Source organism: Sulfobacillus thermosulfidooxidans (assembly GCF_001280565.1).
In the GTDB taxonomy this organism is placed as follows: domain Bacteria; phylum Bacillota; class Sulfobacillia; order Sulfobacillales; family Sulfobacillaceae; genus Sulfobacillus; species Sulfobacillus thermosulfidooxidans_A.
This window is the reverse complement of the sequence record NZ_LGRO01000001.1, coordinates 3059892-3086111: the sequence shown is the minus strand read 5'-3', so window position 1 is coordinate 3086111 and position 26220 is coordinate 3059892. Positions and strand designations below refer to the sequence as shown.

The following is a 26220-nucleotide window of genomic DNA, read 5'->3' as shown; positions in this document are numbered from 1 at the left end:
GTCGTATTGCATTGAACCACAGCCACCTTACGGAAATATCCGTGCGTAGACATCAACTCAAATCATGAACCGATATAATGGAGTCAAGAAACTTTTGGTCGGTACCTGGGCTATGCTCAGAGTTGAGGCAAGGAGGTCTATGGTGGATTCACCGTTTCGGCTCTCTCGAGGTGCATTATGGCTCCTCTTCACATTTTCTGGCGCCCAAACCGCCAATGCCATTGCTAATGTGTTCGTGAATTTATTCATGCTCGTTGTGGCCCATAATTTATCGGGTTTGATTACCTTTAATATAGGCTATTTTGTGTCATTAACCATAACTTTTTATACGGCCGCCAAAATCTTTCATGACAAGCCGCCCTTACTTCCTTACCGCGTAGGACTGTTATTCACCATCTTGTTCTACGCCGCCTTGCTGATATTGTCGCATTCTGCTCAAAACTTGATTTTCGTGTTGGGTTTTACTTATGGCATTGCTCAAGGATTTTACTGGTTTGGATTTAATCTCATGACGTTTGATACGATTGATCCCCAATTGCGCATGCGCTTTTTTGGGCTCTCAGGAGCGGTGAACAGTGTCATGGGCATTTTGGCCCCATTATTTTCTGGTTTCATCATCAGCACAATTCAAGGAATTGGCGGATATTTAGTCGTTTTTGCCGCGGCTTTGATTTTATATACGGTCGCCTTCGTTTTAAGTCAGGGCGTGCCTGAAGGGCCTCCCATGCATTTGCAGCCCATTATGGATAGTTGGCGGGTCATGACTGAACATCGTAATTGGGCGGCCATCATTAAAACAATTGTTGTACGCGGCACACGAGAAGGCATTACCAATTTAGCGGGGTTATTCCTGATTTTTCTCGCGACCCATAGCGCAGCCATCGTGGGCATTTATACCGCCTTAAACGCTCTAGCGCGGATGACAGCGTCTCTCTTGGTCACCCGGCACGTCCATTATGGACGGCAAATTGCTTTTATGACAGTTGGCGTCATCGGCATGAGTGGCGCAGGGCTGTTATTGATGATGGGACGCTCTTGGCCTTGGCTCTTGGCTTATGGGATTCTCTTTGGATTGTCCATCCCGTTTTATATGATTCCCTCAGAAAATATTCCCTTAATGATCATGGACCAAGACCCGCTCATTACAGAGCGCCGGGTTAGCTATACCTTAAGTCGTGAAGTCGCCCTCAATATTGGCCGCCTTTTTACGATTTTCTTGCTTGCAGTCAGTATCCGGTGGTTTAGCCCAGCCGGCACCATTATCGCTCTAATTATTCTGACATCACTCTCTCAATTTTGGAATATCTCGGTCATGGCATCGATGGTGCCATCATCTTCCCAAGTCATCCCATCAAAAAAATGAGCCCAATGTGGCTCATTTTTTAAAGCGCTGCGCCATTTCTTTATTTACATGATTCCGGTCAAAGGCCCAGGGATCAAAGGATCCCCCTGCCCAGTCAAGCAAATGGTTGGCTTCAGGATCTTCGCTATCGTAAATCGTTTGCAAAAACTGTTCGTAGCCATAGGGCCCGCCCACATCTTCGGGAGGACATGCGCCTTCACCGCCGGTACAACGCACACTCAATTCACGGTGTTCTAAGGGTCTAACCCCTTTCACATGAATCAAGTGCACCCAATTATCCCCAAAATCATACAAATAGGACATAACATCGGATGTCGACAAGTTCAGGGATGATAGTTTCTTCCACCGGGCATCAAAATGGAATTCATCCACGAGAAAATCTTCGTCGGGTATCGAAATGGCAATGGGCCCGTAGCGGAATTCGAACAGGTGATAATTTTGCCATCCCATCGCAATCTGAATGGCTTCATGAAACTTTTTAAAGGTGATAGTGCTTGGAACCAATAGTCGTCGCCACACCGGCCACGGCATGTCTAATAAGGTCACTTGAATATCATAAAGAAACGAACGCGTAGCCATGAGACCCATCCAGCTCCTCTTTTACCCGTAAAAGTCGTGGCACATACTAATGACTATCATAACTTCATGCGATTTGTGCGACAAGTTCTGTTTATAATCATCTTTTTTATTGGATGATCGACATCTTATTGATACCCTCTATGACTCTCATCACCATGAGATGTAACTTAATATAAAGACAATGATAATGCCTCGTCGTTATTATGCAATATCATCACGTCCTCGTAATCGCCCCCTGCCTTTCGAGTTATCCATTAACTTGTGATTGTTCTCCGGATATGTGATGATGTTTCAAAAGATTTCACGAGCTTTCAAGAAATTATCAGCAAAACATGCCCATGGACTACCCTGTTATGCGCACAGGCACGCTTATAAACCATTAAAAATTCTTTGCGAGGAGGAAAATCCATTGCCGTTATCCGTGTTATTGGTCCGACACGGGGAGAGCGAAGCCAATGTCCACAATGTGATTGTATCAGATCGCTTCGACCCAGCTTTGACGGCTTATGGCCGTCAAGAAACTCAAAGTCTCGCTCAAAAATGGCAAGGACAACCCGTCTCAGCCATTTACTCAAGCCCCTTGCGGCGGACACTGGAAACAGCCCAGATTTGGGCTGATACGTTGAATGTCCCCACCGTTTATCCCGATCCTCGTCTTCATGAAATTCATCTCGGAGCCTTCGACGGTCAAGTGATTGACGATTTACTTCAGACCAATGCTCAAGCTTACGATCAATGGAAGCATAATCCTGAATCCCCGCCACAGGGCGGAGAAAAACTTAGTGCGGTCGGTGCACGAATGAGCGCGTTTTTAGACATGGTCGCATCCCACTATCATGAAGGACTCGTCATCGGTGTCACCCATGCCGACTGTCTGAAAGCGGTCACCTTGAGCATTTTACAAGCGCCATGGACATCAGCCCAATTTTTGCATTTTGGCAATGTAGCCGGAGTTTTTCTTACCTATCAGGGTAACGGGTTTCAAATTCATGCCCTTCCCCTAATGCCTCTATAACTTTCCGTTGTCTATAAGACGCTCCTTCGTCGCTGTCCAAAAGGAGCGTCCCAGAAAAGATGATGCTTAGGATTTGGCGTACTCCACCATGACATGCTCGCCATCGCTTTCAATCACAGCATAGGCCATATCAATAAATAACCCGGTTTCCACAACCCCGGGCAATGCTTTTAGCGCATTATGCAATAAGGGGGGATCAACAATTTCCCCAAAATCACAATCCAAGATATAGTTGTGATTATCAGTAATAAAAGGTTCTCCATTATCTTGCCGGCGCCTTGTCGCTCGACAGCCTAATTGCTCAATGCGGTAATGAGTCAGTTCCCAGGCAAACGGTACAACTTCTACCGGCAACAAAAATTTTCCTAAATGATGAACCCGCTTGGTATGATCGACAATCACGAGAAAACGACGCGCAGCCGACGCCACCAATTTTTCCCGCAACAACGCCCCGCCCCCACCTTTAGTCAGGGAATAGTCATGCGCCACTTCATCCGCTCCGTCAATCGCGAGGTCAAGTTCTTTGACGTCAGAAAAAGTGATGAGAGGGATATGAACAGCTTGAGCCAACTCTTCAGTTTGTTTGGATGTGCCAATGGCTCGAATACGAAGACCTTCTGCCACACGTTCTCCTAAACGTTGAATAGCATAGTAGGATGTTGAGCCCGTTCCTAACCCAATAGTCATTCCATCTTCCACAAAATCTACGGCTCGCTCAGCGGCCATTTTCTTGGCTAGTGCTACTTTATCCACTGTCCGTCCCTCCGTAAGTCATCAATCAGCACAGGCATTGCGCCATAAAAGAGTTAATATTCACACATATCCAAGAGTTTATCACGGTTCTGCTGTTTTGTGTGTACCGCATCATGTGAGCCGTTTAAGAAAATTCCTTAACCTGAGCCTTCTAAAGACAAATGTTCGAGACGATATAACCAGGCTAATGTCTCGACCGATGCAGCGGCATCTCGTAACAAAATCCCCGAAGAATTTTCAGAAGAAGGCAGATTAAGAGGCTGATGAGTTTTCTCAAAACGATCCCAAGCCTCGATCATCGTTTGGCGATACACATCTAAAATCTGGTTCACCTCCCCGAAATGCCTGGTTTGGACATCTACTAACGCACGCAACAACACCACATTAAACCAGGGTGTAGGCGGCAAAGTCCTGTCATGGAGCAGATAGGGCAAGCTTTTCACAATATCAAAAATCATATCCTGATATAAAGGCTTAGGCATGCTCTCGCTCATCGAGGCCAGAGCATGCAGGGGAGTTCCTGTATTATAGGTGTAAATGGAGGGATCAATTCGGCCCGTCTTAACCTCTTTATGATCTTGGAACAAGCCTTGATCATTGCGCATATGCCAACACCACGCCAGCATTCTCGTCAAATCTTGTTCCACAATAGGCCGGCCGAATTGTTTGAGTTGCACCCCCAATAACAGGGTCGGACCGGTTGAACAAACATGCAATGAATTTCTTGGGAATTCCCGCCAAAAGACCCCACCTGTCTTAGACTCAAATCCTTCTTGCATGATAAACCGGTAAATGCGATAGGCCATGTCGAGCCATAATTCTTCCTGGGTGTGACGAAAAATCTCTAGAGCCGCCAGGGCCAGCCAGGCATTGTCATCATAATAGATATCGCCTGGCACTGATCCTTTAGCAGTTGTACTCATAAATCCATCACGTCTATTTGCCTTATACCCGTCAAGAGCTCTTTTCAACACAGGCAAGTCTGAAAGCAATCCTGGTTTTAAAGCGGGAATCCCTAAACATGCCGCATACGCACTGAATAAAGCGCCAAAACTCCAGTTAAAAGCCATGCGAGAAATTTTTCGTCCTGAGGGCAAAACTTCAAAAAATCCGGAAGTTCGGCGATTAAAGAAGGACTGAAAGCAACGCTTCCATGCTTGTCCCACATTTTGTGCATCATCCCACGGCTTAGACATCATTGTCTCCTCGATTTGTTGAATACCGTTACTTCACCATCACCAATGAATTTGCCACAATTCAACATCCTCTGGCAGAAAAGAAAACCCGGCTCGTTGATAAATCCGTCCCGCCACGGGGTTTTGCCAAAACAATATGGGGCGTTTTTTCCTTTTCACGATCAAGAACGTCAATGCCTGGGTAATTTTAAGAGCATATCCCCTGTTTCGATACGCCTCCATGGTAAAGATGCTAGTAATGACCCCCGTATTTCCTCTAGACCCATCAACCACTCCGGCCGCAACAAACATGTTGTCTTGTTTGATGGCCACGACAAAACCACGTTCAATCTGTTGGCGGAGGACGTCTTCTTCTCTCGGAAAAGGCGAAGCATCATAGAAATCTTTAATGGCCGCGTAATCTCCGTCCTTCACAATGGCTGCCAAAGAGGGCCAATTCTCAGGCGCCTCGTCGTTTTCCATGACATAAAATTTGCGTAGGGTGCTGATGTCCCTTTTCATATAAGGTTTAAGAACAGAGCCTCTTGCCATAAGCACACCATGCGCCGGCAATATGTCCAGCACTGATTTCATTACCTCCGGATTTCGACCGGGTACGATCCATCGGTGACGCCCCTCATCAGTCCACTCGTCAACGACGAACTCGCCCTTTATGGACCGGCAAAGGGTTCGCCGGGGCTTATAACTGATCTTGGAAAGCGCATAATCCCTTAACCAATCTTGTCTCATAACCTCCCTCGTGTCCTTTCTTCCTCTTTTTATGATTTTTCTTACTTGGCGGATTTCCTCCATCATACAAAACGGGCTGCAAGAAATAGAATCATTCGCCTCACTATCGCACAACAATGTCTCGGACCGACATTCGTGTCCTGCTTGTGTTAAAATTTTTTCAAAATCCAAAAAGGAGGCCATGGTGGAATGGGATTTTTTAAATCGTTAAGAAATGCCATGGAGGGCGGATCTTCTGCACAAAATTTTCCAGATCATATGTGCCAAAGTTGTCAAATAGCCATGGAATACCGAGGTCCCCATGCACTGCGTACGGGCGGTTTGAACCGTGGATGGGGTGTGGCGGCCGATGTGTTTTTGGGTGCCCGTGATGAAGCGTTCTTCGATCAAATAACAGAAAAAAATGTCATTGTGCATGTCTTTGTCTGCCCGGATTGCGGCCGCATCGAGATGATCAATGATCCCCGCCGTGGATTTTAACTTTGCCAAGACCAGATCGCGGCAACATCCTCCTGTTGCAGCGATTTTTGGTTTTGGGTTCTATTTCTCGTTTGTTAGGATATAATATTATTACAAGGTCATAATTTTGAAGGAGGAATAATATGTCTCCCGAACAGATCGAGAAAATGAGACAACAGCTCATTGCTCAATATGCGGAAATCCGTCCCATACACCTTAACGATTCCGTGCCCCAAGGCATCTACCAGCGGCAATTAATCGCCTTTCATACCGGGTTATTTCATGGTCTGGTCTCCATGGCCAAGACTGAAGAAGATTTTGAGCAGGTTCAGCAGCAACTGAACATTATTAAAAGTTTACTGCCCTATTATGATCAAAAGCGTCCAATCGAAGTGTAAATGGTCTTTGGTTTACCGGCACAGCTTTTCTTAAGGAGCTATGCGCCCATTATGCAAGTCATCTTCCAAAAAGGGAAAGACAATATCCGGATCCGGCTGGAGGAGCTCAGACTTTTTACCGGGATACTCAAGATGCATCAGAAAATGTTGGATGAGGTTCACCCGCGCTAACTTTTTGTTATCGGCCTTGACGATAATCCACGGGCTTTCGGGACTCGAGGTGCGAAGAAACATTTGATTGCGGGCCAAGGAGTAATCATCCCAATGTGCTAAAGCGACCCCATCCATTGCACTCATCTTCCACTGTTTTAACGGATTATCCCGCCTCGCCTCTAATCTCGTTTCTTGTTCCTTACGATCGATATCCAAATAATACTTAAACAAGTGAATTCCTGCATGGCGTAGCATTTGTTCAAAATAGGGCACGGTCGTCATAAATTCTTCATATTCATCATCAGAACAAAACCCCATCACTTTCTCGACCCCAGCGCGGTTATACCAACTCCGATTGAAAAAAACCATTTCGCCGGCTGATGGCAAATGTTTCACATAACGCTGAAAATACCACTGGCTGATTTCTTGTTCGGAGGGCTTGGCTAATGCCACAACCCGTGTTTCGCGGGGATTAAGATATTTGACAAATCGCCTGATCGTGCCATCTTTTCCAGCGGTATCCCGACCCTCAAACACGATGAGGATTTTTAAACCCGTCTTGACAACATGACGTTGGACTTTAACCAGTTCAATTTGAAGATGTCGGATTGCCTCTTTATAATCTGTCGTATCGGCTAAACCGGAATAGGGTGTGTGCCCGTTCCTCTCGCTTTTGGCCATATCCGGATACATCCTTTCCCCTTTATGATGCTGTATCTGCCCCGTGCATTTATCTTACCGTATATTGCCCAAGCCATGTGCGAATGAAAGAGCTCTACATGGTACAATAGCTAATGAAAATTTGATAAATCGTAACGTCAATGCAACTTGCTTGCTATCATGAGGATCGCCGTGAGCACGGGAGGAATATCCGTCAACTGCCCCACTTGGAAGGATGGAGGTGCAAGCAAGCTGGGTTGGCCGAAGGGGAACGGAGTGATCCGGCAGCCGCGTGGGGTAGGTCGTCAAGACCCACTTTGAGATGCTTCCTCAGTCCCGGACACTGGAAGGCGGGAATCATGCGGACGAAAGATAAAGCGCCAAAATTTCCCAACACCACGGGAAACGGTGGGAGCCGGTTCCACACCATCTCGAGGAGAGAGGGACGGAAACCTCCCCGTCACCAGGCCCGTAAGGGCAAAAGGAGAGGACCCATGGCGGTATTTGTTCTCGACAAACACCAAAAACCCCTAATGCCCTGTTCGGAGAGTCGGACGCGGTTGTTATTAGAACGAGCCACACAGGAAGGAGGGATTGGCGCTCCTCACCGGCCTAAAGGCCAGAATTTCCGCGCCACAAATATCCGATGAGGCGGATTTCGGCTTTACATCCCATCGCAATTATTGCGGTGATTTTATCTACCGTTTTAACGGGTTGTGGCAGTATTTCCGCCACCAATGTCGACGTCAGCCCTGCCAGCTTTCCTGCCGCTACAGCTTGGGTGCAACAACATGTTGGAGGATCCCACGTCACCTTCATTGGCTCAGGGGAAGGTCCACAACATCAACTTCTTAGCGTATGGATGATTACCGTGCCCACCATAATAAAATCTGGTGCATATACCAGGCATTTTTCCCCTAATACGTTTTTAGGTTTAAGTATTGAGGCCACCCACCCGCATTTTCTTGGATCGATTTTTTATCGGCAAGGTGACGTGGGTCCTTGGAAAAAGTTGCCGGTTCATCAACAAAAATAAGATGCAGACCCAATAGAAACAAATTGGGGGAAAAAATCCCCCAATATTTAGCGTGTCGAATTGATTTCTGTTCGAATCAGGTTTTGGAGATAGGGCGGCAACGCAAAAGCTAGGCGATGAATATCTGGCGTATACCACCGGGTTTCACAGGGTAATGTACGAATCGGTTGTGATAAATCAGGACCTAAAGATCCTGCGGTGAACGTAAAAATGCCTCCGGGATAGGTTGGAACGGTCGCCCAATATGTTTGGCACAGAGGGAATTTCTTGCCCACATCTTCGGTGACCATACCTAGCACTTCCGGATTATAAAATGGCGCGCCGGTATGTTGCACATAAATACCGCCGGGATTTAGCGCATTCTTGACATCGGCATGGAAGGCAGATGTATAAAGAAATTGGCCGGGCCCATCTCCTTCGGGATCGGTCGAGTCAACCAGAATCACATCGAATTTTTCCGATGACCGGGCTTGGGATCTCAAAAATGCTGCTCCATCCTCAAACATTATTTGAAGTCTCGGATCATTCAATGATTCCGTATGATGGGGAAAATACCGCTTAGCCACATCCACCACGACCGGATCGATTTCCACCATAACAACCTGTTCGACGCCAGGCACCTTCAGGACCTCCCGAGATAAGCCGCCATCGCCACCGCCGATAATCAGAACCCGTTTGGGAGCGGGATGGGATAACAAGGGAACAAATGCTAACATTTCATGATAGATAAATTCATCTCCCATGGTTGTTTGCATAATCCCGTCAAGAATTAAAGCCATCCCGAATTGTTCGGTTTCAACCACCCGAATATGTTGAAAGGCTGACTGGATGGAATAGACTTCGCGAAGAATTTTCCATTCCAGCTTGTGACCTGACGAGGCCGATTCGACAAACCATAGAGACATCTTCAATCCCTCCTGCCTGTTAATGTTAATAGACCATGCATCAGGTTCGCTACGATTGTATACAACATCGCTAATGTTCAACAATCCCTGGTGGCGTTCTCTTAGCCTTCTCGCCGTCCTAAAAGTGTCGCGCCAATTAGCATAGCTGCTCCCAAATATCCCGCCAAAGACAAGGGCTCATGTCCCCAAATAACGCCCACAAAAAGAGCCCATAGGGGTTCTGTTCCTAACAATAATGCCACTTTGGCAGGACTGCTGCGTTTGATAGCTTGCCATTGCATCAAAAACGCAAAAACCGTTCCCAAGAGCACTAAATAAAGAATTAGCGCATCAATCGACGATGGTATTTGAAGAAATTGACCCCATGATAAGGGATACCAGAGTATTGCAATCACCAAAGTCACTACCGCCACTACCGAAAACTCAATAAAACTTAGCATTTTGAGATCCCAGTCGTGTCCCCCAACCAACTTTTTGCTGAGAGACACTTGCACAGCCCGTAATCCCGAGGCCCCTAGAATCCAAAGAGCTCCTAAAGTGAGCGACAAACTTTGGGAGCCTGTTATTAAGACCGTGCCCGCAAGGGCCACGACCAAAATCCCCACCATTCGCCAATGAAGACGGTGTGTTCGAATCATCGCGTCAACAAACGGGGTCAAAATCACATTCAATGCAATGAGAACGCCCGCATCAACGGCGGACGTTTGCGATATCCCTATCGTTTCCAACACATAAATCCCAGAAATAAACAATCCCAAAATCAAACCGGAACGCCACAGATGCCATGACGCATAGCGTAAGGATTTGTAGGCCAAGGCCAATAAAATCAACGCAGTGAGCGAAAACCTCAGAGCCAGAAACCAAAAGACGGGCAGTACGGCCACAATGGTTTTGGTCGCTAAATAGCTCGTCCCCCAAATCATTGCCACCAACAAAAGGCCGCCATCATAAACCCAAGCCCCTATCCATGGTCTGTCCAGTAACCGCCCTTTGGTCGCTGAACTCCATGAAGACGGCTGCCACCACCAGCGTAAAGCTCCTGTCAGCATATTTGTCCTCCCTATTCTTTAAATCCTGCGAGCAACGGGCGTTCCATACGCACATACTCAACTCCGTCATCATCCATGGCATGCAGGGTCGTACGAAATCCTGCTTTGGTAAATACCCGAAGACTGGCCACATTATAGGCATAGATTTTATGAGCCACTAAGGAAGACCATTGCAGTTGTTCTTGCGCATAACGGATTAACAACGAGATCACACGAAAGCCTAGGCCCTGTCCCCGGAAGTTTTTGTCACCGATAACTATTGGCATCATGTCTTGGGCCAACGTCACGTCCCCTATGGGCCGCCAAACTCCCTGGCGAGAGATTTCGATAATGTATAATTGACCATGTTGGTGAAGGTACCGGTACATTTTCCAAAGTCGTTCCGTGTCAAAGGCTTGAAACCCCGGGCCTTCGGAAAAATAGAGGACTTCAGGATCTTGGTACCAAGGCTCGGCAAATTCCACACCCATGGACTCATCCCAGCGGACAAGTTTAAGATCGTTGTCGGTTAAATAGGCGCGCAAGCTCATTCCTCCTAGAAATTGCATTTCCGCGGTAACCATATGACCAGTCAGGGACTATTGAAGACCTGTTGTCGTTCAATATGCGGAAATCGACCATTCTAACGCGTGTTACATCCTACTTATTCCGGCGATGAATGGCTAAAATGGTCCTTGCAATGCCCCCTGAAGCACAAACAACAAACAAAGGATAAACAGAAAAAATAAAAAGGATAGAACAATTATCCTATCCTCTTTATTTAATATAAATTACACGATTCTGTCTGGCATAGAGTTAAGAAGAAGTGCGAGCTACCTGCTTGTTGGCGTAATAACGGAAGAAAGCTATCCCAATGCCTGCAAAAAGAAGAACTTGGAATACTGGGTTAAAATACCAGGGATTCTTGATTTCCGGAATTACGACTAAGATTCCTAGCCCGCCCCCGATGAGAACCATCAGAGATCCCAAAAGAATCCGCAGTCCTGCATAATGCACTAACCAACTTTTATTGGCGGAAAATAAGGCAGGAGCCAAGGTAGGCATAAAGATGAGCCCTAATCCTAAAGCAGCATGCACAATGGCTCCGGCCAGAACACTTGAGGCCAGTCCAAAGGCCGTTCCGGTTAAAGCCGTCTGAATCAAAATCACACTCGATAATAACGCCCCTACCATTAAAGCCATGACCGGAGTTTTCCTGGATGATAACTGAGCGAGTCGCTGGGGAACCCAGCCATCTTTGGCAAAGGCCAACAACATGCGGGATTGTCCCATCATCCCCGGTAACATGGTCTTAAAAACGATAAAGGCCACACCGAAACTTAATAGGATTGCAAGCCAGTTAGGTAGAAATAATCCAGAAAGCGCTGTAGCATTCGCTAAAGATTTGTGCCCGGTTGATATCAAGCCTGCAATAACCGGCCACGGAGCCATGTGATACAATGCCAAGGCAAAACTGACATATAAGACCGCAACCAGCGCTAAGACAATGAGGATGCTCCGCCCCACCACCATTTTGGCATTCGGAGTTTCTCCTCCCGCATATGTTGCGCTTCTTAATCCCGCATAAGCAAAATATAGGACAGGCAATGCCTCAAAAAACGCTAGCCATGTAGGATGAACTGACGCATGGGCACTCAGAAAGGCCACAGATAACTGATCGTGTGAAGCCAATTTTTGCGCTAATTCCGCGCCATTATGAGTAAAACCTGTAATTATCACACTCAATGCCGCCAAAAAAATAACCGCCATAGCAATTTTCACGAGGGTCCCCACATGCTTGATTCCGCGAACATGAATGGCCCAAGCAAGCCAAATCAACACAAGACCCGTCGCCAATGTTCCCGTTGCGGAACTCATCCACAATCCAGCACTTTTCGACACGGGCATAAAAGCCTGAGCAATAAACGATGGGGCCGTATATGCTAAAAATCCGATACTGGCGGTGGCCCCAAACCACGACACGACATGAATCACAAATCCGATTTGAGGGCCAAGACTGCGTGAAACAAAAAGATATTCCCCTCCGGCTCCCGCAATCGAATGCGAAAAAAACCAATAGGTAAAGGCTAATACGGCGGCTAATATCCCATCCACTATCAATACAAGAGGAACATGGGGCCCGATCCCGGGCACTACCCCTTGAACCTGAGCTGTTAGATAAAAGACTCCCGCACCGACTTCACTAGAGACACCTAATCCGATGACAGATAACCAGTTTAGGTCTTTAGCGAGTCCTTCACTTGAACTATCGCGATGTTGCCGATCTGACGTTAAGACTTCAGCCATCCGCACCTCTCCTTTCGTAGTCAGTTTGTTATCTTTTGTTAACAATATCTCACACCTGTCTAATCGTCTTGTCAGAATTTACTCTATTTAAGTTAAACTTATCATATCACTATTATCATTAAACAGAGTTTTTGTCATTTTTTTCGTAATTTATGACAAATCCATGAATAGATGTTAACACACAAAGACATTCGGTTTCGGAAAGGACCTATGCCGAATGTCTTACTACGTGTACCAATGTCAACTGTCCTGTCATCCCGACAACATCTGATGAGGATCGTGATGGATATACGAGACTTTGGCGGATAATATTTCCTGACTCAAGTAAGGTAAGAGTCTATCCAGAACCAAGAGGCCTACCAAACATCCCAACAGGGGCCCAATCCAATAGACCCACCACCCACTAAAATCATGAGCGATAATTTCAGGTCCGAGCGTACGGGCAGGATTGGTGCTTGTTCCGGACAGTGGAGCCTCGATGTAAACCAAAATGGCATAAAGCACGGGAAAAAGTCCAGGAGTAAAACGTCTTAAGGATTTGTGCCCTAAAAACACAAAAAGACCGACAATCAAACAAAATGTCGCTCCCAACTCTCCCAAAGTTGCAATAAAAGGCCCCAAAAATCCTGGCACGGTGATGGCATCGTGGGTCATCATGGCCCAAGATCCCCAAATTCTTAGGCTCCACGCTCCCCCAATGGCTCCAGCACATTGTGCCACAATATAAACAAGCGCTGTGGACCATGCTATTTTCTTACGCCACCAAAACGCCACCGTCACCACAGGATTGATATGAGCTCCACTCCATTTGCCCACCCAGGATAGCGCAATCAAGCCACCGGTGGACCCAAATAAAAACCCGGTTAGAGCGCGGCGTAAGCCGGGATCAGGAATCCAGTGAACCACAGGGCTAGAGGACGCAAAGTCAACAACAACAAACGAACAGCCCACGGCAATTAATAGAAAGGTCCCAACAAATTCCGAAAAACCCAAGAATAAGACCTTCAAGGGCAGATTCCTCAAGAGAATGCCTTGAGTGGACGCCATGTGAAGGACCCATCCATCAACCGGTTTTGCCCTGCGGGCCCTTCAGAACCCGCAGGATATTCCTCCGGCTTCTGTTTAGCCCATGTTTGTAACACCGGATCCACAATCCGCCACGCTTCTTCGACCTCATCAAATCGGGGAAACGCGCTCTGGTCGCCTTTAAGCACATCCAGCAACAATTGCTCATAAGCCGAATAATCACTTTCCTGGTTTTTCTTATAGGGCGCGGTCAAAATCAGTTGTTCGGTATCTAAATCCATTCCCGGTTTTTTAGCCCACATGACCAAATCAATTGCTTCTTCAGGTTTCATACGAAATACTAACCAATCGGATAATCCCCCACCAAACAGTTTGGCGGGAACGGCTTTTAACTGCACCGCAATTTCCGCATAATCCGCCGCCATCCTTTTGCCACTGCGTAAATAGAAAGGAACTCCATGCCAACGCCAATTATCCACATAGAGTTTCAAGGCCGCATAGGTTTCGGTAATCGAACCCGCGTGAATACCGTCCTCCTGGCAATATCCAGGGACTGTCTGACCGTTTACCGATCCCGCTGTATATTGTCCAGCCACGGCAAAATCGGTCACGTGATCTACGGGAATCGAACGTACCGCCCGCAAAACTTCTGCCTTGTGATTATGTAAAATATCCGCATCCCATTCGCTAGGAGGTTCCATAGCCACAAGAGTAAATAACTGCATCAGATGATTTTGCAACATATCCCGAAGTGCTCCCGCCTTATCGTAATACTGCCAGCGCCCTTCCAAACCTAATGTTTCCGCATACGTAATTTGCACTTGGGCAATGTGTTGGCTGTCCCAGATCGAGGCCAGCAGGCGGTTGATAAAGCGAAAGACAAGAACATTTTGCACGGTGTCCTTTCCTAAAAAGTGATCAATGCGAAAAACTTGGCTTTCTGCCCACCAAGGCGCTAAGGCACTTCCTAACTGCTTGGCTGATGCTAAATCCCAGCCAAAGGGCTTTTCGATTACAAGCCGTCTAAACCCGGTTGCTGAAGACGGTTGATGAAGCCCTGCTTGCCCTAGCCCCTGTGCCGCTTCGGCAAAAAGCTGGGGGGGAAGCCCTAAATAAAAGATCGCGTTCTGAGTCACATAATTTTTTAGTGCTGCCAAACTTTTGGCCGTTAAATCTCCTGACTGATACATAATGCGTGGTTGAAGTTTTGCCCACTGGTCGGGATCAAATCCTGGGACAAAGGCCTTTAGATTGGTTTCAAGATGTTGTAGAAATTGGTTCCGATCCCATTTCTCAATGGCATAGCCCACTATCTTCATCACATTCCATTCGCCTTGGACAAATAACCGGTAAATTGCCGGGAACAATAATCTCCTGGTTAAATCTCCGGTCGCACCTAAAATCACAAACGTCGATTCCGTCTGATTCATTGATCGTCCTCCTATTCCTTATCGTTTATCTTCCCATGAATTTCCATAGCTGGCACGGTCATATCTCACAAGATATTACGATGACGGCGTCATAGCTCGTGGACGGTAATCTGGGGTATAACAGTTGTACTGAGGTTTTGCCGCTCAATCAATGTCGTGATGAGAGCAGCATGAGGAAATAATTGAGGAAAATTGCCATGAGGTTCAAAGGTTTTGGGATCTACGTGTTCCGCAAATAATCCCAAATCGGTAGCACATTGCAGTTGCTGCGCAATCAATTCGTCGGCCCGTTTGAGATTGCCTAAGCGAAGATAGACCCGCGCTAACCAAAATCCTGCTAGAGTAAACGGATAACGTGCAGTTCCCATATTGTCTTCACGGTAACGATAGACAAAATCGTTCTCCACAAGTACTGCTTCGATCTGTTCCAATGTTTTAGCAAACACCGGATGATCGGGTGCAACAAACCCATATAAAGGTAAGGTTAATAAAGCAGCATCAACCTGCCGGTGGTGATGGCCCTGAGTTAAGTAAGGCAAATCGCTCTGTTTTTGATCCTCCCAGATTTGTTGAGCAATCTTATCTGCCACGTTTTTCCATGATTGTGCTAAATTCTCGAGGTGCATGACCTCCTGAGCAAGAATATGCCCCACGTGTAACGAGACCCAACACATCACTTGTGAATGTAAGTAAATATCATTATCCTCTCGAAATTCCCATAAAGACGCGTCGGGTGTCTTCCAATTCTCAGCCACCCATGCCACTAACGTGTCAATGGCCCACCAATATTCTTTGATAAAGGTGTCATCATGCGTGCTTTGCCAGTACAAGAGTACAACCCACAATAAGTCGCCTTCGATATCCATTTGTGTTTGATCACTGGCCGCATTGCCGACGCGGACGGGACGGGAATTTTTAAAGCCAGCAAGCCAGAGTAATTCCTTTTCGCCAGAACTTTGTGTGCCATCAACTTTATAAAAAGGGGCCGCATAAGGTTTTCCTGCTAAGTCTACCGTATTCAGCATAAATTCAATAAATCGCCGGCAGGCCACAGGATCACCAGCTAACAACAAAGCCTCAGCTGCATAGGATGCATCGCGTATCCAGACAAAGCGGTAATCCCACTGTCGAGTTCCTCCCACGACTTCCGGCAATGAGGTTGTCGCTGCAGCGAGTAAAGCGCCATTAGTTCGGTAGGTCAATCCGCGGATGACTAACATGCTCCGGTTAAAAGCCTCTTGATAAGGCCCTTCATACGGCAGAAGACTTCTGTGCCAAAAATGCCGAGTTCCTTCTTCTAAACAATTTGGGTCGGTTAGGGGCTCATCTAACATCCGTTGTTCGCTTTGGTAATCGCGGGCATAGCGCAAGACAACCGTTACCTCTCCGGGTCCAATTTCCCAGTGATCCCGGTGCTCGAGCTTTTTCATCGGACCATGAATAATTAATTTGACAGCCTCTCCTCCACCGGGATGAGAAAACAGTGCGCCATCATCGGTGATATTATAAGCCGCCCCAGCCGCACCAAACGAAAACGTTGGACGGCACACTAATTCGAGCGGAATTTCGGTTTTGACCCGTCTCCAAATGGCCACCCGGCCAATGGGTAAAAAGTCTTTGAGTTCGGCGGTGCCGTGTTCAGTTTGAAAGGTCGTGATGACGATATTGGTGTTGTCATCGTAAGTTTGACGACTGTGAAAGGGTATTGATGGTTGAATACTAAAAAATCCTCCTCGTGACTGGTCAAGTAACCGACAAAAAATAGCATGACTGTCAAATCGGGGACAAGGAAACCATTCAATCACGCCATCAGGCGAAACCAGTGCAGACGTATAACTGTTTGATAAAAATCCGTAAAATGAAGGATGTGCCATCGGTCCATCTCCTTAGCATGTTGTCAGCAATTGATCACGCAACATCAAGGTTTTGCATCTCCTTCTTTTACCTTAACGCATTGTATAGCATAGCGATACAGGAGGACGAAAATGAACGTGTTTTGATAACGCAAAAATTCCCTGTTTAAGAATGTCGCCTCCCCTATCAAATCGAATGACTCATGCTATACTAAATGCAATCTGATAATGATAAGTTTAGGGAGGAAAAGGCATCGTGCCGGATCTCAGCGTGAAGTTTTTAATAGGGATTCATTCCCACTTCCTATCTGTTAAGCATCCATGACGAATGTCCCACAATGGGCGCAAGGTCCCTTGCGCGCCATCATCAACCCCTACGCAGGACGAGACCGGGCTAGTAAAAAATGGTATAACTTACTGCATTCCTTAACGCCATGGGGACTTTCTGTTGAAAACTGGGTTACCACATCACCCAAAGATGCTGAAAAATTGGCTCAACGCGCCGTCGACGAACAGGCTTCGGCTATATTCGTAGTGGGCGGGGATGGCACTCTAAACGAAGTGATTAATGGCCTTCTTCACGCGAAAGGTCCTTTACCCTTGATCATTCTTGTTCCCCTCGGCACAGGAAGTGATTTTAACCGGACATTAAATGTTTTAACTCCATTTCATTATATTCCCGAGAAATTTTGGTCCCAAATTTTCGCTATGCAGCCCGCCATGGTGGATGTGGGCCATCTGCAATTAGCCACACCTCAAGGGACTATTTCGCGATATTTTATCAATGTTGCCGATTGTGGCTTGGGTGGCTTGACAGCCCGAATTGTAAATAATCGGTCCAAGTATTTCGGGGCTCGCATGTCATTTATTGCCGGATCCCTCGAAGCATATACGCTATTCCACCCTTCGCATGTCACCTTAACTATTGATGGACACTCACAGAATCTGTCTCCGTTAGTCGTTGCGATGGCTAATGGCGCTTATTTTGGTGGTGGAATGAAAATCGCTCCGGATGCAAGTCCGAGTGATGGTCTACTTGACGTGGTTATCGTGGATCAAGTGGCTCGTTCTTTTTTCTTGCGTCATTTTGTTGACGTCTACCAGGGACGTCATATGCGCCTGACCGGCGTGAATATGATTCGTGCTCAACAAATTACGATGGCGTGTGAGGATATCATGGACGTCGACATCGATGGGGAAGACTATCAAGCCAAAACGCTGCATTGTCAGGTGATTCCTCATAAACTGGCCATATTAAAACCATCGCCTTAATTAAAATGACCCTTTAATTAGTAATGAGTTCATCAATATTATCGGAATAAAAATCGTAGAATGTGAAACTTTTTTCTTTGGAAAGCGTTATACCAAGAAATAGAAGAGATTGCCATCCAATTATTACAGTATCTCATCGTCGATTGTCACTGTTCGCGATAGCAGGAGGCATGTCCATGATTTCTTCTGATCTCTCTCGGTGGGTAACGTCATCAAAGACATCGCATTATCCAAAGTCATTTTCATTTATTTACTTTTTCTTCCAAACCTTTGGGTTAGGGCTCATCCTGAAGTGGAGTCTTCCCAGCCATCCCCTCGAACTGTTAACTGATTTGTCGTTCTGGATCTATTCTTTACTGCGCTAACCTGGGTTTTGACTCTTTGCTATACCCAGATGGCCCAGATGGCCAGTGAATTTTCTCACGGCCGGTAAGGTGTCCCCCTTGAGTTTCTTGACGAATCATCATGAGTTCACTCACAATACTGATCGCCACTTCCTCAGGGGTTTCTGCCCCGAGGTCAAGTCCTACGGGAGAAAAGATCGGTAAATTGTCCACAGGCGTCGCATGTAGATTTTTTAGCATATCCCGGGTTCTCGCTAACGGCCCGAGAACGCCAATATAGCGAGAGTGAGCGTGCATCGCCTGTAATAACGCCGCCTCATCGCGTGCTTGATGATGATTCATAATGAGCCAAAAGGCGCCATGTAATTCACGTCGGTGAGACACCCCATCCTCTTCGACAATCCACTCCGTGGCCCAAGGAAATTCCCGGGAATTATTAAACAGAGGGCGGCAATCAAGAATATAAACATCAAAACCCACGCGCCTGGCCAGTTCGACAACAGGTTTCGCATCATGTCCCGCTCCCGCCACAATGAGCTTCGGAGGTGGCACAAGATAATCCAAGAGTATATCATCTTGCACGATAGTGGGCGCGGAATAGGGAAATTCGGCTACCTCAACGGGGATGTTACAAGACAGCAAACTCGCCTTCTCACCCGATGCACTGTGATAGAAGCGTTCACCTTGGGGCAGCTGCAAGCCCAAAAGGAGAGGCACATCTTGATTAATCTCTTGGAAAAATTCTTGCCAAAAGGAATAATTCACGCCGATGGGTTCGATTAACACGTCAATTTCGCCCTTGCACCCAATTCCTAATCCCCACATTTCATCTTCCACTAAATTGTAATGATGCATCTGGGGAACCTGGGTCTTCATCACTGCCTCGGCATAGTGGTACAAATCCCCTTCAAGACAACCTCCACTTAATGTTCCGACCATACGCCCATCATCTGCCATCATCATTTTTGCTCCCGGTCTTCGATATGCGGACCCGTTGACCGCTGTAATCATAAGAAGACAACTGTGATGGCCCTCATTTTCAGCTCGAAAGATAGCCTCAAAAATCTTTTGGGCTTCACGAATTGAAGACATGTCTCTTCTCCTTTCCTTCCAACACTAAGACACCATATCCCTTTCAGCTTCTTTGGCTACGGCTGTGACAAATTGGTTGACTAGGTAATTGGCCACACCATGGATCATACGTTGCCCCATAGAGGCAATGGTGCCGCCAACATTGGCTTCGCCCTCATATCGAACAGCAGTGCCGTTCTCATTGGGTTCAAATTCCACTCTCATATCTACCGAAACAAATCCCCCGGGTCCCTGCCCGTCAAGCACTAACCGGTATGATTGTGGTGCTATCGCATCGTGGATCTGCATGTGGCCCTGGTATTTTCCTTTGACGGCCGCGACCCCCATTTCCATCTCCGCAGCATAACCGCCTGATGGCGAGGGTGTCAGTTGTTTTAAACCCGGCATCGTACGCATCAATACCTCGGGGTTTGTCAATAAGGCATAGGCTTTTTCGGCGGAGGCGGGAATTATTTTGCTTCCTGATAATTGCATAGATATCCGTCCTTTCGACTGGGTTTCTCTAAAGACAGTGGGAGGTTATGCTAGGCGGTTCCAGGCAATGAAACAATCGCCGAGAGAACCCGCACGCTCCAGACGACAATACTGCTGAAGAATCCGGCCGGCATGGCTCACAATTTCATAGTGCGGATCGGCAAGCCATGGATTCCACCAAATTAGCAGGTGGGTAAGACGTTTAAGTCGAGCGATAAGGCTCTCCAAATGCACGCACTCTCCGGCCTCATACCCGTCCGTTATAAGAATCAGATCCGTGTGATGGCGAAGATAGGGCTTGATTTTCATTGTTAAGGCCAAAAGGGATTCTTCAAGTCGCGTACCCCCACCAAGATCCGGGACCCGGCGAAATAAAGCCCGGTACGCATTGTTCACCGTCTCCCCCTGCAACAGAGGATTCACAAGAGTCAACCGCGTGCTAAATCCCCATATCTCAATCAACTCGGACGAATGAATCAGTCCATATAAGAACGGAAAAAAGACAGGGATAAATGGAGCCATGGATTGACTGAGATCCCACAACACAACTGTTTTGCGCCTCTTCGGCCGATTAGTGTGATAAAACCACTGCATCAATTCACCCGAAGTTAGGCTTTTTCTTAACGTCTTGGATAAATCCCATGCCCGTCCTCGTTTTGCCGAAACTTTGCGGTAGCCATGTCGATTATGATGAGGCATTTTGAGAAACTGATGACGCAAATTCCAGACGTCATGGGCTGTGGGCGGCTCTTTCCCATAAAGGCGTTCTGTGTCGCTCGCTGTATGGATGTGAAGATTCACTGTCTCCGGCGCCATAACTCGAACACGAGCGATTTGTTGGGACATCCACGTGACTTGTTTGCTTTGTGGCAGGGCCTTGGGCAAAGGGGAAATCCCAGGAAGATTCCCCGCTATGGGCAAATTATCCAGCAATGCGTGGACCCATAAGGTGTAAGCCTGATCGAAAACCTGTTTCTGCCACAGAGATTTCACCCATAAATTTTCTATAATGTCATGCAGTCCCCTAACCGAGAAATCCTGTGTAACAGATAAAGCGATCTCCACGTCTTTCAGATCGGTCACATTTATGGAAAATCCCAAGCGTCTCAACCCCCGGGCCAATGCCCATAAATTATGAGATAGCGCTGTCATGATCCTTTTATCTCCCCGAGAATGCGTTCCATGAGAGTCAAAGAATTGCCCGATCGCAACAGCATGACATCGTCTCGGTCTTTCAACAAACATCCGATAGTCTCCTCAATCAACTGAGCGTCTAACTGTGTGACGAACAAAGCTTGTAGTGCTTTGGCCCAGTCCAAAGTTTCCGCAAGCCCGGGTCTCTTATCGAAAGAGTGCTGGCGAAGCTCTTGAACATAGCGGACGATATCCTCAGCTAACTGAGCATCGAGCCCGGGTACTTTCATTTGCACAATGTTCAGTTCACGTGAAAAGTTCGGATAGTCTAACCAATGATAGATACAGCGGCGTTTTAAGGCATCATGCACATCGCGCGTTCGATTGGACGTGAGCACCACAAAGGGTTTTTCCTGCGCTTTAATGGTCCCCAATTCCGGAATGGTTATTTGAAACTCGGATAAAATTTCCAGCAAAAAGGCTTCGAATTCGTCATCACTGCGATCGATTTCGTCAATCAGCAAAACCGGAGCCGGTCCTCTTGGACGCAGAGCATTATATAAGGGGCGTTTTAGCAAAAACTCCTCTTGATATAATGATGATTCCAGCGATGACTCCATTGGCGCATCAGACCGCCAAGAATTTTCCTGCATACGAATGGCCAACAATTGCTTTGGATAATTCCATTCATACAAGGCACTTTCCCGGTCGATGCCCTCATAACATTGTAGCCGAATGAGAGGCACATTGAATATGTCCGCCAAAGCCTGAGCTACGGCTGTCTTCCCTACTCCCGGTTCGCCTTCAATAAATAAAGGGCGTTCCAATTTGATACAGAGAAAGATAGCGGTAGCTAAAGATCTATCGGCCAAATACTGCTGGTCCGCAAGACGTCCTAAGACCTCATCGATATTGTTAAACTGTCTCATCCCATCACTCGTCTTTTACTGACGGTACCAGTTGCCAAAACGCACGTTCCACATAAACTCGCAAGAGATGGCTTTTGTATCCATCCTCATCCTCTTCCAGAATCCCATCTTCTTCCGCCAATGAACTAACCCTTGCTATCGTTTCGGGATCCAGCGTCCGGCCTTGCAAATACTCTTCCACCTTAAAAGCCCGGAAGGGTAACATCGCAATCCCTGTAATGGCAAGATGACATTGCCTTATCACCCCTCCGTCCATCCTTACCCACAAAGCGACGCCAATGATGGGATAACCGGAGGCTGGATGAGAACGTTTCACATATGTGCTCAGCACAGGTGCAGGTATTTTAGGAATCCGTATAGCTGTAAGAATTTCGTCCGCCGCTAATGAGGTCATAAAAGGTGCTTGAAAAAATCCGTTTACCGGTTCAACGCGCTGGCCCCGGGGACTTTCGATAACAACCTCAGCATCTAAAGCTAAAGCCGCTGCCGGCATGTCAGCTTGCGGATCGGCATGACACAAACTGCCGCCAATGGTTCCTCGATTTCTCACCTGGACATCGCCAATGGTCGCAGCCACTTGCGCCAACAAGGGACAAAAACGGGCAATCTCCTCATTGTTTATAATTTCTGCATAGGTCGTGTAGGCTCCAATGCGAAGCCAATTGTCCTCTACCAAGATCCCCTGAAGTGAACGAATACGCCCGATATCAATAAGAATTTGAGGTTCGGCTAACATGAGTTTCATCAACGGCAATAAGCTATGGCCTCCCGCTAAAATCTTGCTGTTTTCGGGATCGGCTGCTAACCAGTGTAATGCTTCATCAACAGAATTTGCCCGCCGGTATTCGAATGATGCTGTGTACACGTGTATTAACCTCCCATCATTGCGTGATTATGACGTTATTATGAAGACAACTGGGCTTGACGAATCGCATTCCAGACCTTATGAGGAGTCAGCGGCATCGGTAAATCGAAAATGTTAAAGGGCCGTAAGGCATCCATCACGGCATTGACGATGGCTGGGGTCGAGGCGATGGCTCCGGTTTCTCCGACACCTTTAACTCCTAGGGGATTATGAGGTGAGGGCGTTTCAGTATGTGCCGTCTCGAATCGCGGAAAGAATCGGGCTTTAGGCACCGTATAGTCCAAAAACGATCCAGTAATTAATTGACCCTGGTTATCAAATTCCGCACCTTCCCATAATGCTTGGCCAATGCCCTGCACGAGTCCTCCATGCACTTGACCTTCGACAATCATGGGATTAATAATTTTCCCGACGTCATCGACCGCGATATAACGCATCAAAGTAATATCCCCGGTATCCGTATCGACGGACACAACGGCAATATGGACCCCAAAGGGATACGTAAAGTTTTTGGGATTATAAAAAGCGGTTCCTTCTAATGCGGGTTCGATTCCTGGAGGCAAATTCCAAGCCAGATACGCGTCTAGTGCCACTTGTTGAAACTGAATGCTCCTTGCTGGCAATCCCTTAACCATAAACACACCTTTGTCAAAAACCACGTCATCCTCATTGACTTCGAGTTTATGAGCTGCAATCTTGCGTGCTTTCTCAATCACTTTTTGATTCGCCATGTGAATGGCCGCACCACCTACTGCCGTCGTACGTGATCCATAAGTTCCCCAACCCATCGCAATTTGTGCTGTATCCCCATGAATCACTTCAATATCCTCAATAGGAATCCCGAGTTCCTCCGCGACAATTTGGGCAAAGGTGGTTTCTTCACCTTGCCCATGAGGCGACGCCCCAGTAAATACGCTCACTTTGCCAGTCGGATGAACCCGTACGGTCGCACTCTCCCACAATCCTCCTTGAAATCCCACAGCCCCTGCCACTTCCGAAGGGCCTAAACCACACATCTCTACGTAAGTGCTGAAACCGACACCAATATATTTCCCTTGCTTCCGCAAATTTTCTTGATCTCGGCGAAACTCCTCATAGTTAAAGATTTGCAAAGCCTTATCGAGTGTCGCTTGATAATTGCCGCTATCATATTCGAGACCAAAAGGATTGGTAAAGGGAAATTCATCGGGTCGAATGAGATTCTTTTTCCGAACGTCGAGAGGATCCATTTGAATGGCTAAAGCATAAAGGTCGACCATGCGTTCAATCAAAAACGTGGCCTCAGGACGTCCCGCTCCCCGGTAAGCATCTACTGGTGTGGTATGCGTCAAGACCCCAAATACTTCTGAAGATGCATGAGCAATCTTATACGCACCATTAATAATTAAACCAAATAAGATGGTTGGAACTCCGGGAGCAGCCGTCGACAGATAGGCCCCCATATTGGCATAGACTTTCACCCGAACGGCTTGGATATGGCCATCTCGTGTTCCCGCCAATTCCACTTCCTCAACATGATCGCGGCCATGCGTGGTAACAAGAAAATTTTCCTGCCGGGTTTCCGTCCATTTTACTGGCCGGTGTAATTTTTGACTGGCCCAAGATACAATCACTTCATCGGGATAACAAGAAATCTTGCTTCCAAATGCACCTCCCACATCAATGGCGATGACACGCAATTTATGTTCAGAGATGCCTAAAATGCCAGACATTAGCAGGCGGTGAATGTGAGGATTTTGGGTCGTTGCCCATAGCGTCAATTCGCCTGTTGCCCCGTGATAGTCAGCAACAGCACACCGCGGTTCCATCGCACTGGGAATCAGACGTTGTTGGCGAAATTGTTGCTTTACAACAACGTCTGCTTGGGAAAAAATATCATCCAGGTTATCTCCCGCTCGCCAATGAAATGCGATATTATGAGCTATTTCGGAATGTACTAAGGGGGCTTGATCCTGCACGGCGTCACGGGGATCGGTGACAACTGGCAAGGGTTTATATTGAACAGATATTTTGAAGGCCGCATCTTGTGCTTGATAGGGACTTTCCGCGATGATAACAGCCACACCATCTCCTTGATAACGCACCGTGTCATAGGCTAAAGCTGGATGTGGTGGAACATGCAAATCAGAATCCGGTGGAATCCATGCGGTAGGAATCAGTCCAACCTCGTCTTTTAAATCATTTCCTGTAAAGATGGCTACAACGCCTGGCATTGTCTTGGCCACGGTCGTGTCAATGGACAAAATTTTTGCGTGCGCATAAGGACTTCTGAGAATGTAGGCATACAGCATTCCTGGCAATTTGATGTCATCGGTATATTGCCCTTGACCGCGAATCAACCGAATATCTTCTTGCCGTTTTAGGGGTTGTCCAATCACTTGAGCCATTTCAATCACCTCTTTTTTCATCATTCAAGACGCAAGGCAATGACCGTCGATGGCAATCATGATGCGTTTTGTTCTCAGCCCCATGTGCTTTGAGCCGTTTCTTGGGATCGCTCTTTGTCGCCCTCTTCTATAATTTCTTGGGCACGTTTGATGGCCCGTACGATATTTTCATATCCTGTGCAGCGGCATAGTAGCCCATCAAGTTGACGACGGATGGCTTCTTCAGTTAACGGTCCTTCCTGGTTAATCAGATAAGCGGCCAGCATCATGGCTCCTGGTGTACAAAAGCCACACTGTAATCCATGTTTTTCCCAAAACGCTTGTTGGACGGGGTGTAAATGCTCTCGTTCCAATCCTTCTACAGTGACAATCTCTGCACCATCGGCTTGGACAGTTAAAATGGTACAAGATTTCACGGCTTGATTATTCAATAGAATTGTGCAGGTCCCACACTGTGATGTATCACATCCCACATGGGTACCGGTCAAATTCAGGTCATCTCGCAAAAAATGAACCAAAAGTGTTCGAGGTTCCACATCTCGAACAATCTTTTGGCCATTTATCGTGAGAGTCACAGGAAAGCGTTCCGATACCATAGGACTCTCCTCCTTTGGACTTTCGCGCCTGATATTTCGTGTTAATTAGATTATTTCAAACATAACAAATTCATTGTAGCACAATGGTAATTTTTGGACAACGAAGGGTTGCAGAATTTTTGTTTTAGATGAAATCACGGATTTGCCCATTTCAGTCGAATGACTTATTAACCTTGCCGTTCATGCAATTCATAACGATTTCACTAGATGACTCCATGCATTGGATAGAAAGAAAGT

Annotated in this window: 26 protein-coding genes; 7 read left to right on the top strand and 19 right to left on the bottom strand. The window is 46.9% G+C overall.

Translation table 11 applies throughout. The annotated features are described in order from the left end of the window. Nucleotides 1-139: 139 nt before the first annotated feature. Nucleotides 140-1363: an MFS transporter gene (locus tag AOA63_RS14995; protein ID WP_139061630.1), complete on the top strand. Its 1224-nt coding sequence runs from the start codon at nucleotides 140-142 to the stop codon at nucleotides 1361-1363. A gap of 12 nt (nucleotides 1364-1375) precedes the next feature. Here the strand turns inward: AOA63_RS14995 and AOA63_RS14990 are convergent, their stop codons facing one another. Then, the gene (locus tag AOA63_RS14990) at nucleotides 1376-1942 is read right to left on the bottom strand and encodes a plasmid pRiA4b ORF-3 family protein (RefSeq protein WP_171822735.1); all 567 of its coding nucleotides are present in this window, start codon (nucleotides 1940-1942) and stop codon (nucleotides 1376-1378) included. 409 nt (nucleotides 1943-2351) lie between these two features. Between AOA63_RS14990 and AOA63_RS14985 the strand changes: the two genes are divergently transcribed. Continuing rightward, a complete protein-coding gene (locus AOA63_RS14985) occupies nucleotides 2352-2957 on the top strand; it encodes a histidine phosphatase family protein (RefSeq protein ID WP_053960466.1) in 606 nt (201 codons plus the stop codon). A gap of 66 nt (nucleotides 2958-3023) precedes the next feature. Here the strand turns inward: AOA63_RS14985 and rpiA are convergent, their stop codons facing one another. The 3 genes from rpiA to AOA63_RS19840 form a co-directional block, all read right to left on the bottom strand. Continuing rightward, nucleotides 3024-3710, bottom strand: a complete 687-nt coding sequence (gene rpiA, locus AOA63_RS14980) for a ribose 5-phosphate isomerase A (protein WP_278277006.1) — start codon at nucleotides 3708-3710, stop codon at nucleotides 3024-3026. A 137-nt stretch (nucleotides 3711-3847) separates the two neighbouring features. Next, nucleotides 3848-4909 (bottom strand): glycoside hydrolase family 76 protein, encoded by a 1062-nt coding sequence (locus tag AOA63_RS14975; RefSeq protein ID WP_082344009.1) that lies wholly within the window; start codon nucleotides 4907-4909, stop codon nucleotides 3848-3850. Nucleotides 4910-4945: 36 nt separating this feature from the next. Then, complete coding sequence (locus tag AOA63_RS19840) at nucleotides 4946-5368, bottom strand: GNAT family N-acetyltransferase (protein ID WP_171822734.1); 423 nt, start codon at nucleotides 5366-5368, stop codon at nucleotides 4946-4948. 456 nt (nucleotides 5369-5824) lie between these two features. Here AOA63_RS19840 and AOA63_RS14965 point away from each other — a divergent pair, with 456 nt between their 5' ends. Together AOA63_RS14965 and AOA63_RS14960 are read left to right on the top strand one after the other, a co-directional pair. Next, the gene (locus AOA63_RS14965) at nucleotides 5825-6115 is read left to right on the top strand and encodes a hypothetical protein (protein WP_053960463.1); all 291 of its coding nucleotides are present in this window, start codon (nucleotides 5825-5827) and stop codon (nucleotides 6113-6115) included. A gap of 122 nt (nucleotides 6116-6237) precedes the next feature. Then, nucleotides 6238-6492, top strand: coding sequence for a hypothetical protein (locus AOA63_RS14960; RefSeq protein ID WP_053960462.1), 255 nt, complete (start codon nucleotides 6238-6240; stop codon nucleotides 6490-6492). A gap of 30 nt (nucleotides 6493-6522) precedes the next feature. Here AOA63_RS14960 and ppk2 read toward each other — a convergent pair whose 3' ends face one another. Then, complete coding sequence (ppk2, locus tag AOA63_RS14955; RefSeq protein ID WP_053960713.1) at nucleotides 6523-7326, bottom strand: polyphosphate kinase 2; 804 nt, start codon at nucleotides 7324-7326, stop codon at nucleotides 6523-6525. A gap of 625 nt (nucleotides 7327-7951) precedes the next feature. Here ppk2 and AOA63_RS14950 point away from each other — a divergent pair. After that, nucleotides 7952-8341, top strand: coding sequence for a hypothetical protein (locus AOA63_RS14950; RefSeq protein WP_053960461.1), 390 nt, complete (start codon nucleotides 7952-7954; stop codon nucleotides 8339-8341). A 47-nt stretch (nucleotides 8342-8388) separates the two neighbouring features. Here AOA63_RS14950 and speE read toward each other — a convergent pair whose 3' ends face one another. From speE to AOA63_RS14915, 7 genes are all read right to left on the bottom strand, one after another. Continuing rightward, on the bottom strand, nucleotides 8389-9246 hold the full coding sequence (speE, locus tag AOA63_RS14945; RefSeq protein ID WP_053960460.1) for a polyamine aminopropyltransferase: 858 nt from the start codon (nucleotides 9244-9246) through the stop codon (nucleotides 8389-8391). 101 nt (nucleotides 9247-9347) lie between these two features. After that, nucleotides 9348-10295, bottom strand: a complete 948-nt coding sequence (locus tag AOA63_RS14940) for a DMT family transporter (protein ID WP_053960459.1) — start codon at nucleotides 10293-10295, stop codon at nucleotides 9348-9350. An 11-nt stretch (nucleotides 10296-10306) separates the two neighbouring features. Continuing rightward, a complete protein-coding gene (locus AOA63_RS14935) occupies nucleotides 10307-10858 on the bottom strand; it encodes a GNAT family N-acetyltransferase (protein WP_082344007.1) in 552 nt (183 codons plus the stop codon). 232 nt (nucleotides 10859-11090) lie between these two features. Further along, the gene (locus AOA63_RS14930) at nucleotides 11091-12581 is read right to left on the bottom strand and encodes an APC family permease (RefSeq protein ID WP_053960457.1); all 1491 of its coding nucleotides are present in this window, start codon (nucleotides 12579-12581) and stop codon (nucleotides 11091-11093) included. 252 nt (nucleotides 12582-12833) lie between these two features. Further along, nucleotides 12834-13628, bottom strand: a complete 795-nt coding sequence (locus AOA63_RS14925) for an MIP/aquaporin family protein (protein WP_053960456.1) — start codon at nucleotides 13626-13628, stop codon at nucleotides 12834-12836. Beyond that, complete coding sequence (zwf, locus tag AOA63_RS14920; protein WP_053960455.1) at nucleotides 13601-15037, bottom strand: glucose-6-phosphate dehydrogenase; 1437 nt, start codon at nucleotides 15035-15037, stop codon at nucleotides 13601-13603. Before zwf ends, AOA63_RS14925 begins: the two co-directional genes overlap by 28 nt. An 89-nt stretch (nucleotides 15038-15126) precedes the next feature. Next, nucleotides 15127-16911, bottom strand: coding sequence for a glycoside hydrolase family 15 protein (locus tag AOA63_RS14915; protein WP_053960454.1), 1785 nt, complete (start codon nucleotides 16909-16911; stop codon nucleotides 15127-15129). Nucleotides 16912-17211: 300 nt separating this feature from the next. Here AOA63_RS14915 and AOA63_RS14910 point away from each other — a divergent pair, with 300 nt between their 5' ends. Together AOA63_RS14910 and AOA63_RS14905 are read left to right on the top strand one after the other, a co-directional pair. Continuing rightward, nucleotides 17212-18162, top strand: coding sequence for a diacylglycerol/lipid kinase family protein (locus AOA63_RS14910; RefSeq protein WP_053960453.1), 951 nt, complete (start codon nucleotides 17212-17214; stop codon nucleotides 18160-18162). A gap of 176 nt (nucleotides 18163-18338) precedes the next feature. Further along, nucleotides 18339-18527 (top strand): hypothetical protein, encoded by a 189-nt coding sequence (locus AOA63_RS14905; RefSeq protein ID WP_053960452.1) that lies wholly within the window; start codon nucleotides 18339-18341, stop codon nucleotides 18525-18527. Here AOA63_RS14905 and AOA63_RS14900 read toward each other — a convergent pair. Genes AOA63_RS14900 through AOA63_RS14870 form a run of 7 tightly spaced genes read right to left on the bottom strand, consistent with a single transcriptional unit; the run spans nucleotide 18516 to nucleotide 25983 of the window. Then, nucleotides 18516-19598 (bottom strand): XdhC family protein, encoded by a 1083-nt coding sequence (locus AOA63_RS14900; protein ID WP_053960451.1) that lies wholly within the window; start codon nucleotides 19596-19598, stop codon nucleotides 18516-18518. The genes AOA63_RS14905 and AOA63_RS14900 overlap by 12 nt on opposite strands. Before the next feature lie 24 nt (nucleotides 19599-19622). Then, nucleotides 19623-20072, bottom strand: coding sequence for an SRPBCC family protein (locus AOA63_RS14895; RefSeq protein ID WP_053960450.1), 450 nt, complete (start codon nucleotides 20070-20072; stop codon nucleotides 19623-19625). A 45-nt stretch (nucleotides 20073-20117) separates the two neighbouring features. Continuing rightward, a complete protein-coding gene (locus tag AOA63_RS14890) occupies nucleotides 20118-21224 on the bottom strand; it encodes a VWA domain-containing protein (RefSeq protein ID WP_053960449.1) in 1107 nt (368 codons plus the stop codon). Then, nucleotides 21221-22135, bottom strand: a complete 915-nt coding sequence (locus AOA63_RS14885) for an AAA family ATPase (protein WP_053960448.1) — start codon at nucleotides 22133-22135, stop codon at nucleotides 21221-21223. Before AOA63_RS14885 ends, AOA63_RS14890 begins: the two co-directional genes overlap by 4 nt. Before the next feature lie 4 nt (nucleotides 22136-22139). Then, nucleotides 22140-23000, bottom strand: a complete 861-nt coding sequence (locus tag AOA63_RS14880; RefSeq protein WP_053960447.1) for an FAD binding domain-containing protein — start codon at nucleotides 22998-23000, stop codon at nucleotides 22140-22142. A gap of 38 nt (nucleotides 23001-23038) precedes the next feature. Then, entirely contained in the window at nucleotides 23039-25411 is a 2373-nt protein-coding gene (locus AOA63_RS14875) for a xanthine dehydrogenase family protein molybdopterin-binding subunit (protein WP_242848348.1), read from the bottom strand. A 50-nt stretch (nucleotides 25412-25461) separates the two neighbouring features. Then, nucleotides 25462-25983, bottom strand: coding sequence for a (2Fe-2S)-binding protein (locus tag AOA63_RS14870; RefSeq protein WP_053960445.1), 522 nt, complete (start codon nucleotides 25981-25983; stop codon nucleotides 25462-25464). Between the last annotated feature and the right edge of the window lie 237 nt (nucleotides 25984-26220).

What these genes read in the sequence shown, in the direction of transcription:
- ppk2 (WP_053960713.1), bottom strand. Translation starts at nt 7,326, where the DNA reads ATGGCCAAAAGCGAGAGGAACGGGCACACACCCTATTCCGGTTTAGCC.
- AOA63_RS14995 (WP_139061630.1), top strand. Translation starts at nt 140, where the DNA reads ATGGTGGATTCACCGTTTCGGCTCTCTCGAGGTGCATTATGGCTCCTC.
- AOA63_RS14940 (WP_053960459.1), bottom strand. Translation starts at nt 10,295, where the DNA reads ATGCTGACAGGAGCTTTACGCTGGTGGTGGCAGCCGTCTTCATGGAGT.
- zwf (WP_053960455.1), bottom strand. Translation starts at nt 15,037, where the DNA reads ATGAATCAGACGGAATCGACGTTTGTGATTTTAGGTGCGACCGGAGAT.
- speE (WP_053960460.1), bottom strand. Translation starts at nt 9,246, where the DNA reads ATGTCTCTATGGTTTGTCGAATCGGCCTCGTCAGGTCACAAGCTGGAA.
- AOA63_RS14870 (WP_053960445.1), bottom strand. Translation starts at nt 25,983, where the DNA reads ATGGTATCGGAACGCTTTCCTGTGACTCTCACGATAAATGGCCAAAAG.
- AOA63_RS19840 (WP_171822734.1), bottom strand. Translation starts at nt 5,368, where the DNA reads ATGGAAAACGACGAGGCGCCTGAGAATTGGCCCTCTTTGGCAGCCATT.
- AOA63_RS14910 (WP_053960453.1), top strand. Translation starts at nt 17,212, where the DNA reads ATGACGAATGTCCCACAATGGGCGCAAGGTCCCTTGCGCGCCATCATC.
- AOA63_RS14890 (WP_053960449.1), bottom strand. Translation starts at nt 21,224, where the DNA reads ATGACAGCGCTATCTCATAATTTATGGGCATTGGCCCGGGGGTTGAGA.
- AOA63_RS14885 (WP_053960448.1), bottom strand. Translation starts at nt 22,135, where the DNA reads ATGAGACAGTTTAACAATATCGATGAGGTCTTAGGACGTCTTGCGGAC.
- AOA63_RS14930 (WP_053960457.1), bottom strand. Translation starts at nt 12,581, where the DNA reads ATGGCTGAAGTCTTAACGTCAGATCGGCAACATCGCGATAGTTCAAGT.
- AOA63_RS14975 (WP_082344009.1), bottom strand. Translation starts at nt 4,909, where the DNA reads ATGATGTCTAAGCCGTGGGATGATGCACAAAATGTGGGACAAGCATGG.
- AOA63_RS14925 (WP_053960456.1), bottom strand. Translation starts at nt 13,628, where the DNA reads ATGGCGTCCACTCAAGGCATTCTCTTGAGGAATCTGCCCTTGAAGGTC.
- AOA63_RS14895 (WP_053960450.1), bottom strand. Translation starts at nt 20,072, where the DNA reads ATGCAATTATCAGGAAGCAAAATAATTCCCGCCTCCGCCGAAAAAGCC.
- AOA63_RS14875 (WP_242848348.1), bottom strand. Translation starts at nt 25,411, where the DNA reads ATGATGAAAAAAGAGGTGATTGAAATGGCTCAAGTGATTGGACAACCC.
- AOA63_RS14965 (WP_053960463.1), top strand. Translation starts at nt 5,825, where the DNA reads ATGGGATTTTTTAAATCGTTAAGAAATGCCATGGAGGGCGGATCTTCT.
- AOA63_RS14950 (WP_053960461.1), top strand. Translation starts at nt 7,952, where the DNA reads ATGAGGCGGATTTCGGCTTTACATCCCATCGCAATTATTGCGGTGATT.
- AOA63_RS14935 (WP_082344007.1), bottom strand. Translation starts at nt 10,858, where the DNA reads ATGGTTACCGCGGAAATGCAATTTCTAGGAGGAATGAGCTTGCGCGCC.
- AOA63_RS14915 (WP_053960454.1), bottom strand. Translation starts at nt 16,911, where the DNA reads ATGGCACATCCTTCATTTTACGGATTTTTATCAAACAGTTATACGTCT.
- AOA63_RS14960 (WP_053960462.1), top strand. Translation starts at nt 6,238, where the DNA reads ATGTCTCCCGAACAGATCGAGAAAATGAGACAACAGCTCATTGCTCAA.
- AOA63_RS14905 (WP_053960452.1), top strand. Translation starts at nt 18,339, where the DNA reads ATGATTTCTTCTGATCTCTCTCGGTGGGTAACGTCATCAAAGACATCG.
- AOA63_RS14990 (WP_171822735.1), bottom strand. Translation starts at nt 1,942, where the DNA reads ATGGCTACGCGTTCGTTTCTTTATGATATTCAAGTGACCTTATTAGAC.
- AOA63_RS14900 (WP_053960451.1), bottom strand. Translation starts at nt 19,598, where the DNA reads ATGTCTTCAATTCGTGAAGCCCAAAAGATTTTTGAGGCTATCTTTCGA.